Below are 18,387 nucleotides of genomic sequence, written 5' to 3'. Positions count from 1 at the left end.
GCTCAAAGGTCAGTAGTCGATCGGGTCGCGAATGATCGGGCAGGTCATGCAGTGACCACCGCCCCGGCCGCGGCCCAGTTCGCTGGCGCTGATGGTAATGACTTCCACCCCGGCCTTGCGCAGCAGGGTGTTGGTGTAGGTGTTGCGGTCGTAGCCGATCACCACGCCCGGTTCCAGGGCCACCACGTTATTGCCGTCATCCCATTGTTCGCGTTCGGCGGCAAAGCTGTTGCCGCCGGTTTCCACCACCCGCAGCGCCGGCAGCTTGAGGGCCGTGGCGACGGTGTCGAGGAAGCTGCCTTCTTCGCGACGTATATCGATGCCGCCGGGCTTGCTCTCGTCTGGGCGCAGGGAGAAGGCGACGATCTGGCTCACCACTTCCGGGAAAACCGTCACCAGGTCGCGATCGCAGAAGCTGAACACGGTGTCCAGGTGCATGGCGGCGCGGGATTTCGGCAAGCCGGCGACGATCACCCGTTCCACGGCCTTGTGCTTGAACAGGTTCAGCGCCAGTTGACCGATGGCCTGGCGCGACGAGCGTTCGCCCATGCCAATCAGCACGACGCCGTTGCCAATGGGCATCACGTCGCCGCCTTCGAGGGTCGCGTTGCCGTGATCCTGGTCCGGGTCGCCGTACCAGATCTGGAAGTCAGCCTGGGTGAACTCCGGGTGGAACTTGTAGATGGCGCTCGCCAGCAGGGTTTCCTGGCGGCGTGCCGGCCAGTACATCGGGTTCAGGGTCACGCCGCCGTAGATCCAGCAAGTGGTGTCGCGGGTGAACTGGGTGTTGGGCAGCGGCGGCAGGATGAAACTTGAGTGCCCGAGAAAGTCGCGGAACATCTGGATGGTTTTGCCGCCGAAGCTGTCCGGCAGGTCATCGGCCGAGACGCCGCCGATCAGGAATTCGGCGATATGGCGTGGCTCCAGGCTGCGCAGCCAGGAACCGACTTCATTCACCAGGCCCAGGCCCACCGAGTTGGCGGTGATCTTGCGCTGCAGGATCCAGTCCAGGGCTTCGGGGATGGCGACGATGTCGGTCAGCAGGTTGTGCATTTCCAGCACGTCGATGTCACGCTCGCGCATCTTGGTGACGAAATCGAAATGATCGCGCTTGGCCTGGTTGACCCAGATCACGTCGTCGAAAAGCAGCTCGTCGCAGTTGTTCGGGGTCAGCCGCTGATGGGCCAGGCCTGGGGAACACACCATGACTTTACGTAATTTACCGGCTTCGGAATGAACGCCGTATTTCACTTTTTCCGTGGTCATTACAAATCCTCCAGTTAAGACAATCAGCCAGCTACAAGGTCAGGAAGCCGTCGTAGAGCCCATAGGCGGCCACCAGGGCGCCTGCGATCACTGCGGCGAAAATCAGCTTCTCGACAGAGGTGAAAATCGGTTTGCCCAGCTCGCGCTTGGCCTTGGCGAACAGGATCGCGCCGGGGGCGTAGAGCAGGGCGGAGAGCAGCAGGTATTTGATCCCGCCGGCATACAGCAGCCACACCGCGTAGATCAGGGCGATAGCCGCCACGGTCAGATCCTTGCGGCGGTCGGCCAGGGCGTTTTCGTAGGTCTCGCCGCGTACCGCCAACAGCACGGCGTAAGCCGCCGACCACAGGTAGGGCACCAGGATCATCGAGGTGGCGAGGTAGATCAGTGACAGGTAAGTGCTGGCCGAGAACAAAGTGATGATCAGGAACAGCTGGACCATCGCATTGGTCAGCCACAGGGCGTTGGCCGGTACGTGGTTGGCGTTCTCCCGGCGCAGGAACTCGGGCATGGTGTGGTCCTTGGCCGCAGCGAACATGATCTCGGCGCACAGCAGCACCCAGGACAGCAGGGCACCGAGCAGCGAGATGATCAGGCCGACGCTGATCAGTACCGCGCCCCAATGGCCGACGACGTGCTCCAGCACGGCGGCCATGGACGGGTTCTGCAACTTTGCAAGTTCAGGCTGGGTCATGATGCCCAGGGACAGCACGTTCACCAGTACCAGGAACAGCAGCACGGTGATGAAACCGATCACGGTCGCCTTGCCTACGTCTGTGCGTTTCTCGGCACGGGCGGAAAATATGCTTGCCCCTTCAATGCCGATGAACACCCACACGGTGACCAGCATCATGTTGCGCACCTGATTCATCACGCTGCCCAGGTCCGGGTTCTTCAAGCCCCAGATATCGGCGGTGAAGATATCGAGCCTGAAGGCGAACACCGCGATCAGCACGAACAGCAACAGCGGCACCACCTTGGCGATGGTGGTCACCAAGTTGATGAACGCCGCTTCTCTGATGCCCCGCAGGACCAGCCAATGCACCGCCCAGAGCAGCACTGATGCACCGATCACCGCCGCGACGGTATTACCCTCGCCAAACACCGGGAAGAAGTAGCCCAGGGTGCTGAACAACAGCACGAAGTAACCGACGTTGCCCAGCCAGGCGCTGATCCAGTAACCCCAGGCCGACGAGAAGCCCATGTAGTCACCGAACCCGGCCTTGGCATAGGCATATACACCCCCGTCCAGATCGGGTTTACGGTTGGCCAGGGTCTGGAATACGAAAGCCAGGGTCAGCATGCCGACGGCGGTAATGGCCCAGCCGATGAGCACGGCGCCGACATCGGCACTGGCCGCCATATTTTGCGGCAAGGAAAAGATTCCGCCGCCGATCATCGAACCGACGACCAGGGCGACCAGTGCACCCAATCGAAGTTTTGCGGGGGTATCAGACATTTGCGAGACTCCAGCGCAGGAGAAGAGAATCAACAGACTAAGTCGATTTGAAAGTTGAATAGCTGATCTGGATCAGTGCATGACAACATTCCATTGTTAATGAAGGCGTTAACGGCGTCCGTAGGCGTCTGTAGTTGTGCGAAAGGCCCACTCTATGGGGCGTTCGGCAGGGGAATATAAAGTTTCCTTCCCTCGGGATTATTCACGCTAGTTGATTTTCAATGAGTCGCAACTATTTTGTAGGCTGCTGACATGACAAAAATAATCTTGCCACATGGACTTTTTAATTGATGCCATTGGACAATGGTCGGTCCATAAGTATTTGGAATTTTCGTGGATGGCGTTATTCAAAAACGTTATGTCGATTTATTTACTTATTTAAATAGTGAGAGAACATGCCGCAGCCCATCGAAAAGTTACCCCTCGGCGCCCTGATCGCATTGGTGGTGGGGTCGATGATCGGTGGAGGGATCTTTTCCCTGCCGCAAAACATGGCGGCTCGGGCGGATGTCGGAGCGGTGCTCATTGGCTGGGCCATTACCGCCGTCGGCATGCTGACCCTGGCCTTTGTGTTCCAGACCCTGGCCAATCGCAAGCCGGAACTGGACTCGGGCGTGTATGCCTATGCCAAGGCCGGGTTCGGTGACTACATGGGTTTTTCGTCCGCCTGGGGGTACTGGATCAGCGCCTGGATGGGCAACGTCGGTTACTTCGTGCTGCTGTTCAGTACCTTGGGCTATTTCTTCCCGGTGTTCGGCCAAGGCAATACGCCGGTGGCCATCGGCTGTGCATCGTTGCTGCTGTGGGCGGTGCATTTCCTGGTGCTGCGGGGCATCAGAGAAGCGGCGTTCATCAACCTGGTGACCACCGTGGCCAAGATCGTGCCGCTGTTGATGTTCGTTGTAATGGCCGGGGTGGCCTTCGAGGCCGAGATTTTCACCCGCGATATCTGGGGCACACTGAGCCCGGACCTGGGCAGTGTGATGGACCAGGTGCGGCACATGATGCTGGTCACGGTGTTCGTGTTCATCGGTATCGAAGGCGCCAGTGTGTATTCGGCGCGGGCAGAAAAACGCGCGGACGTAGGGCGTGCGACAGTGATCGGATTCCTCGGGGTGTTGGCGTTGCTGGTGCTGGTGAATGTGCTGTCCCTGGGGGTCATGAGCCAGCCTGAACTGGCGCAGTTGCAGAACCCATCCTTGGCCGGCGTCCTGGAGCATATCGTCGGGCCGTGGGGCGCGTTGCTGATCAGTGTGGGACTGGCGGTGTCACTGCTCGGCGCGCTGCTGTCCTGGGCGTTGTTGTGCGCGGAAATTCTTTACGCCACCGCCCGGGACAAGACCATGCCGGCATTCCTGACCAGGGAAAACGCCAACCATGCGCCGGTCAATGCGCTGTGGCTGACCAATGGCATGATCCAGCTGTTTTTGTTGATCACGCTGTTTTCCGCCGGTACCTACACCAGCCTGATCTATCTCGCCTCGTCGATGATTCTGGTGCCGTATCTGTGGTCGGCGGCCTATGCGGTGCTGCTGTGCGCCCGTGGGGAAACCTATGAACAGGCCTCGGCTCGGCGCATGAAAGACCTGTGCATCGGTGGCGTTGCCCTGTGCTACGCGGTGTGGTTGTTGTATGCCGGTGGCGTGAAATACCTGCTGTTGTCGGCGCTGTTGTATGCGCCCGGGGTGATCCTGTTCGCTCAGGCCAAGCGAGAGCAGGGGCAGCCCTTGTTCACTCACGTTGAGAAGGGGGTCTTTGCCTGTGTGATGGCCGGGGCGGGCATGGCGGCTTATGGGTTGTACAGTGGGTTTTTGGCGCTTTGAGGCGAAGGTCAGCTTTTTGGGGGCGTTGAGGGATTTATGTGGGAGCAAGTCTTGCTCCCACATAAATCCCCTCGCCACAACGGACGGTCGTCACCACCGGGCCCGATGCGCGCCCAACTCCGCCGCCGGCAAGGTCCATTGCAGTGGTGTTCCGGTGATTTTCAAGGGCACCTGCAGGCGATGGGCCGGTCCCCACGGCGTCTGTTCGACCACCAGTCCCTGATCATCCTCGGCCTCGGCCCGCAATGAGGTCCGATCCCCCGCGCCACGTTCGATCAACAGCTTCGCCGTGCGCGCCAGTGACAAGCGTGCCGAGCCGCCCTGGCCGCTCATCAATCGTCGGGACAGCAACACAATCGCGCTGGCGGCCATCAGGTATCCGGTGCCGTGGTCCAGGGCCTGCACCGGCAGCGGGGTTGGCTTGTCTGTGTGTTTCCAGCCCATGCCGGCTTCGGCGATGCCGCTGCTCATTTGCACCAGGCTGTCGAAGCCGCGCCGGTTCTGCCAGGGGCCGCTCCAGCCGTAGGCGTTGAGGCTGACATCGATCAGACCAGGGGCGATTCGCTGGCGTTGTTCGGCACCGTAGCCCAAACGTTCCAGGGCGTCGGCGCGGTAGCCATGCAGGAGGATGTCGGTGTCCTTGAGCAGAGCCTCGAAAGCCACGCGATCTTCAGCTCGGTGCAAATCCAGGCGGGCGCAGCGTTTGCCGAGGGTGACTTCCGGCACCACGCCGGGCTCGTTCCAGCTCGGTGGGTCGATGCGCAGCACGTCGGCTCCCAGGCCTGCGAGGAACCGGCTGGCGATGGGGCCTGCCAGGACGCGGGTCAGGTCCAGTACCTTGAGGCCCGCCAGTGGCTGGGTCACGGAGCCGAGCCAGGGCTTGCGCTGCTCTCCAGTCGTTTCACTCAGGTGCACCAGCGGCTCGGCATTGACTGCCAAGCCTTGAGGGTGGGTTTGCCACGCTTGCCATGAACGCATCTCGGCGGCGCAACCGCCCGCCTCGACCACCGCCTGCTCCAGCTCGGCCTTGTTCCAGCGAGCCACCCTGGCCGCCATGTCGGCGCGGTCGGTGCAGGTGCCGAGGACTTTTTCCGCGGCAAGGCGATGATGCGGCGCATTGGTGTGCAGGCGAATCCAGCCGTCGGTGGTTGGGTAGTCGCCGGCTACCGGATCCCACATCGGCGGTACGCTCCAGCCGATGGGGCGCAGGGAGGTGGAGAACCAGAACGACGCCAGCCGTCGGTCGACCTCCAGGGCCGGCAGACGGCCGGTTTGTTGGTGGATGAGCTCGGCGGCGGCTTGGCCGGCTGCGGCAATACTGGCGCAGGCCAGCTCCGTGACGGCGAACGCCGACGGCAGGGCACCGACGCCGGTGAAGGGGATCGGGGTCGTGGGCAAACCAAGCGCGGCTTGCATGGACGTGAGCAGATCTGACATCGAAAGCCCTCCGGAACGAGAGGGCGATCATAGTTCAAAATCGCGTTGGGGGCCGCTTTGCGGCCCAGCGGGAGCAAGCTCCCGCACTTGTTCCGGGCGGAACCAGATCCACAGGTTACCCAGGACCATGCCGGCCAAGGCCAGATACACCGGCCAGCCGTGGTCGAGCATCACCAGCATCAGCCCGGCGCAGAACAGCATGCTGGCGGTGGCACCGACCTTGGTCCGGCGCGGGATGACCTTGCCGTTGCGCCAGTTGTGCAGCATCGGCCCGAACAGCCGGTGACTTTCCAGCCAGGCGCTCAGTCGCGGTGAACTGCGGGTGGCGGCCCAGGCTGCCAACAGGATGAACTCGGTGGTCGGCAGGCCGGGCACGACGATGGCGACCAGGCCGATGGCCAGGCTGGTGTAGGCGAGCAGGGCGAAGAGTAGTTGGGCGGTTTTCGAGGCTGGACAGTTCATGAACTTCTTTCAGGCCTACGCATTTCCTTGTGGGAGCGAGCCTGCTCGCGATAGCTGTGTGCCAGGCGCCATCATTGGAGGCTGACACACCGCAATCGCGAGCAGGCTCGCTCCCACAGGCAGTGGTGGTGAATTTCAGGCCAGTTCAGCTTCATAGGCGTGCTCGAGCAACACCGTAAACCGATTGAAGGCATCCAGCGCGCCTTTGTCCGCTTCGGCTTCCTGCTGTTCAGTGAAGGCCAGGCCGTCGAGGGTGCGGATGAAGGTTTTCCAGCCTTCAGCACGACCGCCGGCAGGTTCTGCCAGGTGCCGAGCGCCGAAGGTTTCGCTCAGGCCCAGGCCGACGGCGCGCTTGATCAAAAATGCAGCACCGAGCTTGGAGCCTTCGGAGACAAACAGCCAACCCAGGGCCTCGGCCTGGGTCGGATTTTTTACCGCGCCGGCTACTGGCGCGGGGACGTCGGTGTCCAGGTCCGCAAGATCTGCCTTGGCCGCTTCTGCCCGGCAACGGGCCGGCAGGTCGGGGATCAGGCTGGACAGTTCGGCGTCGTTGTACAGCGCCACCAGTTCCGATTGGAACAGGTACTGGGCCACGACGAAGCGGGCGAAGTTGGCCTTGGTTTCGAACGGGGCGTGGGCCTTGACCAGTGCATCGAGCCTGCTGTGGGGCTCGTGGGTGATCTGGTTCAAGCGTTGGGAGCGTAAAACGGGGTGTTGGGTAGTCATGAAAAACTCCTTCGAATGAGCACATTGTGGCGAGAGGCTGTGGGAGCAAAGCTTGCTCGCGAACAGGCGCCTCGATTCCTGGAAGACCGCATCACCTTCATCGCGGGCAAGCCTTGCTCCCACATGACGCTCCTCGCCACAGGTATTTGTTTTGCCTGGCAAGCGAGTCAGATATCCCAGATCAGATTGACCGCGAAATTACGCCCGGGCTGGGTCAGACGGTCGAGGTTGGCGGGGCTCAGCACCGCTGCTTCGCCAACGCTGTCGTAGCCACGCACGTCATCCCACAGCCAGTACTTCTTGTCGGTGAGGTTGTAGAGACCACCGCTGACGGTGACGTCGTGGGTCACCTTGTAGAAACCGGTCAGGTCGAGGATGCCGAAGCCCGGGGTCTTGAACTGGCTGCTGACGCCATCGGGCGAGTTGAAGTTGCTGTCGTCGACGCGGTCTTTTTTCTTGACCAGGGTCCAGCTGAGCAACGTGCCGAACCGGTCCTGCTCGTAACCCAGGCCGAACACGCCGGTGAGCGGGTTGACGCTGTTGATCGGCTCGCCTGTGTCGTTATTGCGACCGTAGGCATAGGCCACCGAGCCTTGGGTGTACAGGCCTTGCGGTGCGCCGAACAGATCCAGGTTCAGGCGTCCCTTGACCTCGGCGCCCTTGATGGTGGCGTGCTTGATGTTGTTGCTCTGGAAGGTCAGCGCATCGGCCCCGGGCGTGATCGCATCTTCGTTGATGAAGTCGCGATACTTGTTGTAGAACACCGCCACATCGAACGAACCGGAGTCGAAACGGCCCCGCAGGCCAGTCTCATAGCTTTTGCTTTTTTCCGGTTCCAGATCGGGGTTGGGTTCCACGCTGTAGCCGGCGCCGGGATTGTCAAAGCGACCATACAGCGCCTTGGCGGTTGGCGTGCGGAAGCCTTCGGCGTACTGGCCGTACCAGGTGTACTGGTCGCTCAGGGCGTAGGTCAGGCCGAATTTGGGCGAGACGCGATGCCAGGTCTTGTTCTTGTCGCTGACTTGACCGCCGCTGGTGGGGTCCACGGTGTTGAGGAATGCCTCGGTCAGGTGCGGCTTGAGCCGCGTGTAGTCGTAACGCAGGGCCGGCGTGAAAGTCCATCGGTTCCAACGGATCTGATCCTGGGCGAACAGGCTGTAGGTGTTGATGGTCGGGTCCGGGAAGTCGCTGGCTTTTTCCAGCACGTCCCGGGTGCTGATGGCACCGACGGCTGAGCAACCCACGCCGACGGCCAGACAGACGCCATTGCCACTGCGCGAACCGGTGACTTTCTGCTGCTTGATCGTGGTGCCGTAGGTCAGCGCGTGATCGGTGTCGGCGAGGCTGAAGGCCTTGTCCAACTGGGCGTCGAGAACCCACTGTTTTTCTTCGTAGAGGGTCTCTCGTGTGCGTAGCACCTGGCGGGTGATGGGGAAGTAAAACTCGGCGGTGCTCTGGTCGGTCTTGGCGATCTGGTGGTTCAGGCTCCACTTCACGTGGTCGGCCAGCAGGCTGTCGAGGGCGAAGCTGTGCTCCAGGCCGAAGCGTTCGCGGCTGATGGTGTCGTTACCGGTGCGCCACTGATACATGCCGCCGGGCAATACAAAGTCAGGAATTGCCGGCTGGCCGTCGGAGTAGGGGCCGCCATAGGCACTTTTCAGATCGGTGTCCCGGTCATCCTTGTACTTCTCGTAGACCAGGCCCAGGCGCGAATCATCGTTGTAGTTCCAGCCGAGCTTGGCCAGCACATTGTGGGTGCGCACGTCCTCAGGGTTGGCCGCGGTGCGGTCCAGGCCGGTGCCGTTGTTATTGCCGTAGGATTGGGTTTCATGACCGTCGCGCTGGCTGTAATGCAACAGGCCGTCGAACGGCCCACTGCGACCTGCGAGGGTGGCGGATTTGAGCCAGCTTTCGTCGGCGGAGCTGTAGCCGGTCTTCAGGCGGGCGCCGACGTCGTTACCCGGTTTGATGATGTCGTCCGGATCAAGGGTGAAATAGCTGACAGCGCCGCCGATGGCATTGCTGCCGTACAGCACCGAGGCCGGGCCGCGGAGGATCTCCACGCGCTTGACGATTTCCGGGTCCACGTAATTGCGCTGGGTCTTGGCGTACGGGCCGTTGAAGAAACCCCCGGGAATTTCCACACCGTCGACCTGCGTCAGCACCCGGTTGCCGTCGATTCCGCGAATGTTGTAGCCGCTGATGCCGCCGCGCTGGCCTGCCCCACCCACTGAAACGCCGGGTTCATAGCGCACCAGATCCTTGAGGGTGTTGACGTTGTTGCGGTCCAGTTCCTGCCGGTCGTGGACGCTGACGCTGCTGGGTACGCTGACGATGTCCTGTTCCTGGCGGGTGGCGCTGATCGTCACCTGCTGCAGGTTCAGTACGCTGCTGGTGCTGTGCTTTTGCAGAACAATGCTGGTGTTGCCCAGTTTGCGGTAGCTCAGGTTGGTCCCCACCAACAGGCGCTCCAGGGCTTTTTCCGCTGGCAGCGAGCCGTTGACGCCAGGCGACGCGACGCCTTCGGCCAGTTCTGCGGGCAAGCCGACCTGCCAGCCCGTGACGGCGGTGAACGCATTCAGTGCCGAGACCAGCGGTTGCTGGGCAATGGCAAAAGTGTAATCACCAAGATTGCGCGCAGGCGGCTGCACGGTGGTGGCGGCGAGGGCGGTCGGCGCGGTGCCGGCGATCAGGATGGCGGCGGTCAGCAATGACAGCGTGCACGCAGGGGCAAGGGACCGGCGGGTAAGGCGAGAGGACATCGATAGCGCTCCGTGTCGCATCTGTTATAGGTGCAGATGATGTCGCTGGATGCGAATCAATTGCATTGGCTATAACGAGACGAACCAGCGAAGCCTATCGAGTAAAAATAATTCTCATTTAGTTCAGGATCACCAGCGCCGGGAATTCCTGGAGGCGCGCAGAGGTGATGTGGGCCAGAGAACGGACCACGTCCAGCGGCTGGTCGAGGCGATAATTGCCGGTCACTGCGACCTGGGCCAACTGTTCGTTGTTGTTGATGATCCAGCCAGGGTAGTAGCGTCGCAGCTCGGCCAGTACCTGGTTCAGCGGTCGATTCTCGAACACCAGTCGTCCCTGGACCCACGCCAGATCGGTGCTGGCATCCATCCGGGCAGGGCGGTCGAAGCCGTTGGGGCCGATGCGGATGCTTTCCCCGGCCGACAGCCTGACATGGGCGTCATAACGCGTGGCCCGCAAATCCACATCACCGCGCTGCACCTGCACTTGCGTCACGCCATCGAGGTAGCGCACCGCGAAGGTGGTGTTGCTGACGCTGGCGATGACCGGCCCGGCGTCGATTTGCAGAGGCAGGGTGCGTGTGTCCGGGACTTCGAAAAACGCCTCGCCTTTGTACAACCGAGCTATGTGCCGTTGGTCGTTGAACGTGCTGGAAAAGGCCGAGTCGGTGTTGAGCAGGACCTTGGAGCCATCCTCCAGTTGCAGGCGCTGGCGTTCACCGACCACGGTCAGGTGATCGGCCTGCAGACGCAGGGGCAGGTCGCTGAAGTTGAACAGGCCCAGAAACAGCACGGCAGCGGTGGCCAAGGGTTTCCAATGGGCGCGCAAGCGTGACAGTGCACTGGCTTGGGGGCGGCCTTTGAGTTGCCGGGCGCTTTGCATCACTTGCGGGCCGTTCCAGATCGCCTGGGCCCGCTTGAATGCCTGACCATGGCGCGGATCGGCCGCCAGCCAGGCCTGGAACTGCCGGGTCTGCTCCTCGCTGGGGTTATCCAGCAGAATGAGCCAGTCCAGCGCCTGTTCCATGGCATGGGCGGTGTCCTGCGCCGCAGCGTGCTCAGGGGCACGTTGTTTGTCTGTCACGGTGGTTCCTCGCAGTGTCTTTTGCACGGCTATTTAGCGTCAGCGACCAAGCCTAGCAGGGTCGCAGGCCAGCGCAATCGGCGACGGCCTCTTAGAGAAAGTCCTTACAGGTTCAGTCGCCACCAAGGCGTTCGGCCACGCCCACACAGATCGCCATGATCAGCTTCAGTTCCTTCTGCACGGTGCTCAGCGACACGTCCAGCCGTTTAGCGATGTCCTGGTAACTGTGACCGTGCAGCCGGCTGAGGATAAAAATCTGCTGCTGTCGCGGGCTCAGCGCTTGCAGGCGGAGATTGAGGCGTTCGAGCATCTGCTCGGCATGGGCCGCGTCTTCGGCGCTGCTTTGGGGGGCGACCACGTTGTGGACAACTTCCTGCGGCACGTCGTCCAGCAGGGTCCGGGACTGAATACGCCGCGCACGCAAGTGGTCCAGCGCCAGGTTGCGGGCGGTCTGGAAAACGAAGGGTTCGAGGTGCTCGACCGTGCGCTCGCCCAAGGCGCGAGTGACACGCAGGTAGGTTTCCTGAAGCAGGTCTTCGGCGGTGCTGGGGTTGTTGACCATGCGCTGGAGGGTGCGCAGCAGTGGCGTGCGCTGGGCAAGGAAGACGTGATGAAAGCGCGATTGACTCACGGTAGGGCCCGATTCGATTTGACTAGATGATAATGCTTATCATCTAGTCAATGGGTCAAGCCCTCATTTCACCACCCCGAGTCCATGTGGGGAGCAAGCCTGGGAAGCAGGCCTGTGGAAGCAAACCTGTGGGAGCAAAGCTTGCTCCCACATTACCGGCTGCGCGGTGAGTTACTCGGCGTTACACAACGCCAGGCAGTTATCCAGCATGCGGTTGGAGAAGCCCCATTCGTTGTCATACCAGGCCAGTACCTTGAGCAGCTTGCCGCTGGCCTTGGTGTGGTTGGCGTCGAAAATCGACGACAGCGGGTTGTGGTTGAAATCGCTGGAGACCAGCGGCAGGGTGTTGTAGCCGAGAATCTTCGAATGCTGGCTAGCCTGGCGCAGCAGTTCGTTGACTTCTTCGGCCGACGCTTCACGCTTGAGCTGCACGGTCAAATCCACCAGCGACACGTTGATCACCGGCACGCGCACGGCCATGCCGGTCAGCTTGCCCGCCAGTTCCGGCAGCACCAGGCCCACCGCCTCGGCGGCACCGGTCTTGCTCGGGATCATGTTCTGCGTGGCCGAACGGGCGCGGTATGGGTCGCTGTGGTAGACGTCGGTCAGGTTCTGGTCATTGGTGTAGGCATGGATCGTGGTCATCAGGCCGCTTTCGATGCCCAGCTCGCGGTGCAGCACCTGGGCCACCGGGGCCAGGCAGTTGGTGGTGCACGAAGCGTTGGAGATGATCTGGTGGGACTGGCGCAGGATGTCGTGGTTCACGCCATACACTACGGTGGCGTCGGCACCCTTGGCCGGGGCCGAAATGATCACCTTGCGGGCGCCGGCGCTGATATGGGCGGCGGCCTTGGCTCGGTCGGTGAACAAGCCGGTGCATTCGAACACGACGTCGATTTTTTCGGCGGCCCAGGGCAGTTCGGCCGGGTTGCGGATGGCGCTGACCGAGATACGGTCACCATTGACCGTCAGGCTTTCGTGATCGTGCTGCACGTCGGCATCGAAGGTGCCGTGAACCGTGTCGAACTTGAGCAGATGAGCATTGATTGCGCTGTCGCCCAGGTCGTTGATGGCGACGATCTGCAAGTCGCGACGATAACCTTGGGTATACAGTGCACGGAGGACGTTGCGGCCGATGCGGCCAAAACCATTGATTGCGATTCGAAGAGTCATTAACTGCGCCGCCGTCGATTTGTTGTTGGAATTACAAGATTATTCGCATAAAAATAGAAAACAAGCCTTTTTAGTGGCAATATTTTGTTTTATCTACAACGAGTGACCTGAATCAACTGGTCCGAATGGTCAAGAAATCCGCTGTCGCCCAATGCGTGGCGGGGTTTTGACCAGCATAGACAATCAGGTCGCCACACCCGTTAGCCTGGAGTTCTACACATGCATCCCCGCGTACTTGAGGTCACCGAACGGCTTATCGCCCGCAGCCGCGCCACGCGTCAGGCTTACCTTGCATTGATCCGCGGTGCAGCCAGCGACGGTCCGATGCGCGGTAAGTTGCAATGCGCCAACTTCGCCCACGGCGTGGCCGGTTGCGGCACCGAAGACAAGCATCACCTGCGGATGATGAACGCCGCCAACATCGCCATCGTGTCTTCCTACAACGACATGCTCTCGGCCCACCAGCCCTACGAAACCTTCCCGGAACAGATCAAGAAAGCCTTGCGCGAGATCGGCTCGGTCGGCCAGTTTGCCGGTGGCACGCCGGCCATGTGCGATGGCGTGACCCAAGGTGAGGCGGGGATGGAACTGAGCCTGCCGAGCCGCGAAGTGATCGCGCTGTCGACGGCGGTGGCGTTGTCCCACAACATGTTCGACGGCGCACTGATGCTCGGCATCTGCGACAAGATCGTGCCAGGCCTGATGATGGGCGCGCTGCGTTTCGGTCATTTGCCGACGATTTTCGTGCCAGGTGGGCCCATGGTCTCGGGCATTTCCAATAAGCAGAAAGCCGATGTGCGTCAGCGCTATGCCGAGGGCAAGGCCACCCGCGAGGAACTGCTGGAGTCGGAGATGAAGTCCTACCACAGCCCCGGCACCTGCACCTTCTACGGCACGGCCAACACCAACCAGTTGTTGATGGAAGTGATGGGCCTGCACTTGCCGGGTGCCTCGTTCGTCAACCCGAACACGCCGTTGCGTGATGCGCTGACTCGCGAAGCGGCGTTCCAGGTCACGCGCCTGACCAAGCAGAGCGGCAACTTCATGCCCATCGGCGAAATCGTCGACGAGCGGTCGCTGGTCAATTCCGTTGTCGCGCTGCACGCCACCGGCGGTTCCACCAATCACACCTTGCACATGCCAGCCATTGCCATGGCCGCAGGCATCCAGCTGACCTGGCAGGACATGGCCGACCTCTCCGAGGTGGTGCCGACCCTGAGTCACGTCTATCCGAACGGCAAGGCCGACATCAACCACTTCCAGGCGGCGGGCGGCATGTCGTTCCTGATCCGCGAATTGCTGGAAGCCGGCTTGCTCCACGAAAACGTCAACACCGTGCTGGGTCACGGCCTGAGCCGCTACACCCAGGAACCGTTTCTCGAAGACGGCGAACTGGTATGGCGCGAAGGCCCGATCGAAAGCCTCGATGAAAACATCCTGCGCCCGGTGGCCCGCGCGTTCTCGGCCGAGGGCGGGTTGCGGGTGATGGAAGGCAACCTGGGGCGCGGCGTGATGAAAGTCTCGGCGGTGGCCCTGGAAAACCAGGTCGTCGAAGCCCCGGCCATGGTCTTTCAGGATCAACAGGACCTGGCCGATGCGTTCAAGGCCGGCCTGCTGGAGAAAGATTTTGTCGCGGTGATGCGCTTCCAGGGCCCGCGCTCCAATGGCATGCCGGAGCTGCACAAGATGACACCGTTCCTCGGTGTATTGCAGGATCGCGGTTTCAAAGTGGCGTTGGTGACGGACGGACGCATGTCCGGCGCGTCGGGGAAAATTCCGGCGGCTATCCACGTCAGCCCCGAAGCCTACGTCGGCGGCGCATTGGCCCGCGTGCAGGAGGGCGATATCATCCGCGTCGATGGCGTCAAAGGCACCTTGGAGTTGAAGGTGGACGCCGAGGAATTCGCCGCACGCACACCGGCCAAGGGCTTGTTAGGCAACAACATTGGCACCGGTCGCGAGCTGTTTGGTTTCATGCGCATGGCCTTCAGCTCGGCAGAGCAGGGCGCCAGCGCCTTCACTTCTGCCCTGGAGACGCTTAATTGAAACTGGCTTTGGTCGGTGACATCGGTGGGACCAACGCCCGGTTCGCCTTGTGGAAGAACCACAACCTGGAAAATATCCAGGTGCTGGCGACCGCGGATTACGCCTGCCCCGAAGATGCCATCAAGGTTTACCTGAGCGGCGTGGGCCTGAAGCCGGGTTCGATCGGTTCGGTGTGCCTGTCCGTGGCGGGGCCGGTCAGCGGCGATGAGTTTCGCTTCACCAACAATCACTGGCGCCTGAGCAATCTGGCCTTTTGCAAGACCCTTGAGGTCGAGAAGCTGCTGCTGGTCAATGACTTTTCGGCCATGGCCCTGGGCATGACGTGCTTGCGTCCCGATGAATACCGGGTTGTCTGCGAGGGCACGCCGGAGCCGTTGCGTCCGGCGGTGGTGATCGGTCCTGGCACCGGGCTGGGTGTGGGCACGTTGCTGGATTTGGGCGGCGGTCGTTTCGCGGCATTGCCGGGGGAGGGGGGCCATGTCGACCTGCCCATGAGCAGCCCGCGGGAAACCCAACTGTGGCAGCACATCTACAACGAGATCGGTCATGTCAGTGCCGAAACCGCCCTGAGCGGCAGTGGGTTACCTCGGGTGTACCGCGCCATCTGCGCGGTGGATGGCCATACGCCGGTGCTCGACACGCCCGAATCCATCACCGCCGCCGGTCTGGCCGGAGACCCCATTGCCCTGGAAGTACTTGAGCAATTCTGCCGCTGGCTGGGGCGAGTGGCCGGTAACAATGTGCTGACGGTGGGTGGGCGTGGCGGTGTATACATCGTCGGCGGGGTGGTCCCGCGATTCGCCGATTTTTTCCTTGAAAGCGGTTTCGCCCGTTGCTTCGCCGACAAGGGCTGCATGAGCGATTATTTCAAGGGTATTCCAGTCTGGCTGGTGACGGCGCCGTATTCCGGGCTGATGGGCGCGGGTGTGGCGTTGGAGCAGTCGAACCCGGTTTAAAGTTGAAGTGTGGCCTCCCCCTGTGGGAGCGAGCCTGCTCGCGATAGCGGTGTATCAGCCAACATTCGTGGCGACTGAAACACTGCTATCGCGAGCAGGCTCGCTCCCACAAGGTTTTGCAGTGTTTGTAGATTCCGTCCTTCAGGCATAATCCGCCCAACCCAAACAACAAGGACGAGGCCCTGTGAGTTCAGTGAACAAATCGATTTTGTTGGTCGACGACGACCAGGAGATTCGCGAACTGCTGGACACTTACCTCAGTCGCGCGGGTTTTCAGGTACGTACTACCCCTGATGGCGCCGGGTTTCGCCAGGCACTTAACGAAGCAGCCAGCGATCTGGTGATCCTCGACGTGATGTTGCCTGACGAGGACGGCTTCAGCCTTTGCCGCTGGGTTCGTCAGCACCCGCGCCAGGCCCACGTACCGATCATCATGCTCACGGCCAGTTCCGACGAGGCCGACCGGGTTATCGGCCTTGAGCTGGGGGCCGATGATTATCTGGGCAAACCTTTCAGTCCGCGTGAACTCCAGGCGCGCATCAAGGCGCTGTTGCGTCGTGCGCAGTTTGGCCAGGAACGCTCCGGCGGCGAAGTGTTGGCCTTCGACGAGTGGCGGCTGGACATGGTCAGCCATCGACTGTTCCACACCGACGGCGAAGAAGTGATCCTCTCCGGCGCCGATTTCGCCTTGCTCAAGCTGTTTCTTGACCATCCCCAGGAAATCCTCGACCGCGACACCATTGGCAACGCCACTCGCGGTCGGGAGTTGATGCCCCTGGACCGAATCGTCGACATGGCGGTCAGTCGTCTGCGCCAGCGCCTGCGTGACACCGACAAGCCACCACGGTTGATCCGCACGGTGCGCGGCAGTGGTTATCAACTGGCGGCCAGTGTGATTGCCAGCAATGGTCATTGATTGGATCAAGAAAATAGCCCGCCGGGTGCCGGTGCCGCGTTCGTTGCTTGGAAGAATGCTGCTGCTGACCCTGCTGGTGGTGCTGTTCGCCCAGACCTTGTCCAGCCTGATCTGGGTCTCGCAACTGCGCGCCACCCAGCTCGAAGGCCTGGTCACCAGCGCCCGTAGCCTGGCCCATTCGATGACCGCCAGTGTCAGCTATCTGCGCTCGTTGCCGGTGGCTTACCGGCCATTGGTGCTGGATCAATTGCGCAGCATGGGCGGCACGCGGTTTGTCGTCACGCTCAACGACAAACCCCTGGGCATGGACGTGCTGCCGGTTACGCCGCGCAAGCTGGCGGTGCTCAAGGCGGTGGACGACGTACTGCGAAAGTCCCTGGGCAACAGCGCCGATATCTCGGTGAAGTTTGTCAGCCCCGAAGACCTGCGGATTTTCAACGGCGGCCTGAAGCTTGATGAATTGCCGCGCTCCTGGGCCCACTACGCCTTGACCCTGGAACCGGTGAACCCGCCGGTGCTGGTCACGCAAATCCAGATGGCGCCGGGCGAATGGCTGTACATCGCTTCGCTGCTCCCAGAGCCCTACACCAGTCTTGAAGAGCAGAGCCTGCCGACGCAGCAGGTCGGTTTCATCGTGCTGACCAGCAGCCTGTTGTTGCTGTTCATCGGTTTGCTGGTGCATTGGCAGAGCCGGCCCCTCAAACGCCTGGCCCGCGCGGCACGCGACATGTCCCTGGGCGCCGAAGTGGAACCGGTAGCTGAAGGCGGCGGCAGCGAAGTGGTGGAAGTGGGCAGGGCATTCAATGCCATGCGTGAACGCATCAGCCGTTACCTGACCGAACGCAGCCAATTGTTCAGCGCGATTTCCCATGACTTGCGCACGCCGATCACGCGGCTGCGCTTGCGGGTCGAACTGTTGGAGGACGAAAACCTGCAGGCCAAGTTCGGCCGCGACCTGGACGAGCTGGAGTTATTGGTCAAAGGTGCGTTGCAATGCGTCAAGGACACCGACATTCACGAAAACATCGAGCCGGTGGACCTCAACCATGTGCTCGATTGCCTGGTCGAGCCGTACCTGGCGCCCAATGGCAATGGTCGGGTGACCCAGGATGGCCGCGCGTTGGCGCCGTATCCTGGCAAGCCGCTGGCCCTCAAGCGCTGCATCGGTAACCTGATCGACAATGCGCTGAAGTACGGGCAAAACGCCCATTTGCACATCGATGACGATGACACCGCGTTCATCCTGCACGTCGACGACGAGGGGCCAGGTGTGCCGGAGCAACGTCTGGAGCAAGTCTTCGAACCGCACTTTCGCCTGGCCGGGCAGCAGCAGGGCTATGGCCTGGGCCTGGGCATCGCCCGCAACATCGCCCATAGCCATGGCGGCGAAGTCAGCCTGCAGAACCTGCGCGAGGGTGGGTTGCGGGTGACGTTGCAGTTGCCTCGCAGTGTGGATTAGCCGGACCGCGTTCTCGTTGATCGCGAGCAGGCTCGCTCCCACAGGGCTCGGTGGTGACCACAAAAATTGTTTATTCCCTGGCGCCAATGTGGGAGCGAGCCTGCTCGCGATGACGCCGTCAGCTTCAGCACATCGCTCAAGTGAATGTCACAAGTCGGTGACATAACTCGCCCCTTTCGTTACCTGCCGC

At 61.6% G+C, this 18,387-nt stretch carries 14 protein-coding genes; 5 read left to right on the top strand and 9 right to left on the bottom strand.

From position 1 onward, the window contains the following. Positions 1 to 9: 9 nt before the first annotated feature. Both arcA and arcD (HQ912_RS22130) read right to left on the bottom strand, forming a co-directional pair. Positions 10 to 1,266, bottom strand: a complete 1,257-nt coding sequence (arcA, locus tag HQ912_RS22135; RefSeq protein WP_107321619.1) for an arginine deiminase — start codon at positions 1,264 to 1,266, stop codon at positions 10 to 12. A gap of 31 nt (positions 1,267 to 1,297) precedes the next feature. Beyond that, entirely contained in the window at positions 1,298 to 2,725 is a 1,428-nt protein-coding gene (gene arcD / locus HQ912_RS22130) for an arginine-ornithine antiporter (protein WP_047228376.1), read from the bottom strand. A gap of 395 nt (positions 2,726 to 3,120) precedes the next feature. On the opposite strand from arcD (HQ912_RS22130), the gene arcD (HQ912_RS22125) reads away from it, so the two are divergent. Continuing rightward, entirely contained in the window at positions 3,121 to 4,548 is a 1,428-nt protein-coding gene (gene arcD / locus HQ912_RS22125) for an arginine-ornithine antiporter (RefSeq protein ID WP_047228375.1), read from the top strand. 90 nt (positions 4,549 to 4,638) lie between these two features. On the opposite strand, the gene HQ912_RS22120 is transcribed toward arcD (HQ912_RS22125), so the two are convergent. The 7 genes from HQ912_RS22120 to gap form a co-directional block, all read right to left on the bottom strand. After that, entirely contained in the window at positions 4,639 to 5,985 is a 1,347-nt protein-coding gene (locus HQ912_RS22120; RefSeq protein WP_173407309.1) for a CoA transferase, read from the bottom strand. Positions 5,986 to 6,012: 27 nt separating this feature from the next. Then, positions 6,013 to 6,447: a YbaN family protein gene (locus tag HQ912_RS22115; protein WP_047228373.1), complete on the bottom strand. Its 435-nt coding sequence runs from the start codon at positions 6,445 to 6,447 to the stop codon at positions 6,013 to 6,015. Between the two features lie 135 nt (positions 6,448 to 6,582). After that, positions 6,583 to 7,173: a biliverdin-producing heme oxygenase gene (locus HQ912_RS22110; RefSeq protein ID WP_139050982.1), complete on the bottom strand. Its 591-nt coding sequence runs from the start codon at positions 7,171 to 7,173 to the stop codon at positions 6,583 to 6,585. A 167-nt stretch (positions 7,174 to 7,340) separates the two neighbouring features. Continuing rightward, positions 7,341 to 9,935, bottom strand: coding sequence for a TonB-dependent receptor (locus HQ912_RS22105; RefSeq protein ID WP_173407308.1), 2,595 nt, complete (start codon positions 9,933 to 9,935; stop codon positions 7,341 to 7,343). Between the two features lie 118 nt (positions 9,936 to 10,053). Continuing rightward, positions 10,054 to 10,959 (bottom strand): FecR family protein, encoded by a 906-nt coding sequence (locus tag HQ912_RS22100; protein ID WP_218575611.1) that lies wholly within the window; start codon positions 10,957 to 10,959, stop codon positions 10,054 to 10,056. Positions 10,960 to 11,128: 169 nt separating this feature from the next. After that, the gene (locus HQ912_RS22095; protein ID WP_047228369.1) at positions 11,129 to 11,647 is read right to left on the bottom strand and encodes an RNA polymerase sigma factor; all 519 of its coding nucleotides are present in this window, start codon (positions 11,645 to 11,647) and stop codon (positions 11,129 to 11,131) included. Between the two features lie 171 nt (positions 11,648 to 11,818). Next, positions 11,819 to 12,820 (bottom strand): type I glyceraldehyde-3-phosphate dehydrogenase, encoded by a 1,002-nt coding sequence (gene gap / locus HQ912_RS22090; RefSeq protein ID WP_047228368.1) that lies wholly within the window; start codon positions 12,818 to 12,820, stop codon positions 11,819 to 11,821. 219 nt (positions 12,821 to 13,039) lie between these two features. Here gap and edd point away from each other — a divergent pair, with 219 nt between their 5' ends. The 4 genes from edd (at position 13,040) to HQ912_RS22070 (ending at position 18,197) form a co-directional block, all read left to right on the top strand. Then, a complete protein-coding gene (edd, locus tag HQ912_RS22085) occupies positions 13,040 to 14,866 on the top strand; it encodes a phosphogluconate dehydratase (protein ID WP_047228367.1) in 1,827 nt (608 codons plus the stop codon). Continuing rightward, entirely contained in the window at positions 14,863 to 15,822 is a 960-nt protein-coding gene (locus HQ912_RS22080) for a glucokinase (RefSeq protein WP_047228366.1), read from the top strand. Before edd ends, HQ912_RS22080 begins: the two co-directional genes overlap by 4 nt. Positions 15,823 to 16,006: 184 nt before the next feature. After that, positions 16,007 to 16,738 carry a response regulator gene (locus HQ912_RS22075; protein WP_047228365.1) on the top strand — a complete coding sequence of 244 codons (732 nt, stop codon included), beginning with the start codon at positions 16,007 to 16,009 and terminating at the stop codon, positions 16,736 to 16,738. Beyond that, entirely contained in the window at positions 16,728 to 18,197 is a 1,470-nt protein-coding gene (locus tag HQ912_RS22070) for an ATP-binding protein (RefSeq protein ID WP_047228364.1), read from the top strand. Before HQ912_RS22075 ends, HQ912_RS22070 begins: the two co-directional genes overlap by 11 nt. The last annotated feature ends 190 nt before the right edge of the window (positions 18,198 to 18,387 follow it).

This window comes from Pseudomonas sp. MPDS (assembly GCF_013283895.1).
Classification (GTDB): Bacteria; Pseudomonadota; Gammaproteobacteria; order Pseudomonadales; family Pseudomonadaceae; genus Aquipseudomonas; species Aquipseudomonas rhizophila.
This window is presented reverse-complemented; position numbering and strand designations above follow the sequence as displayed.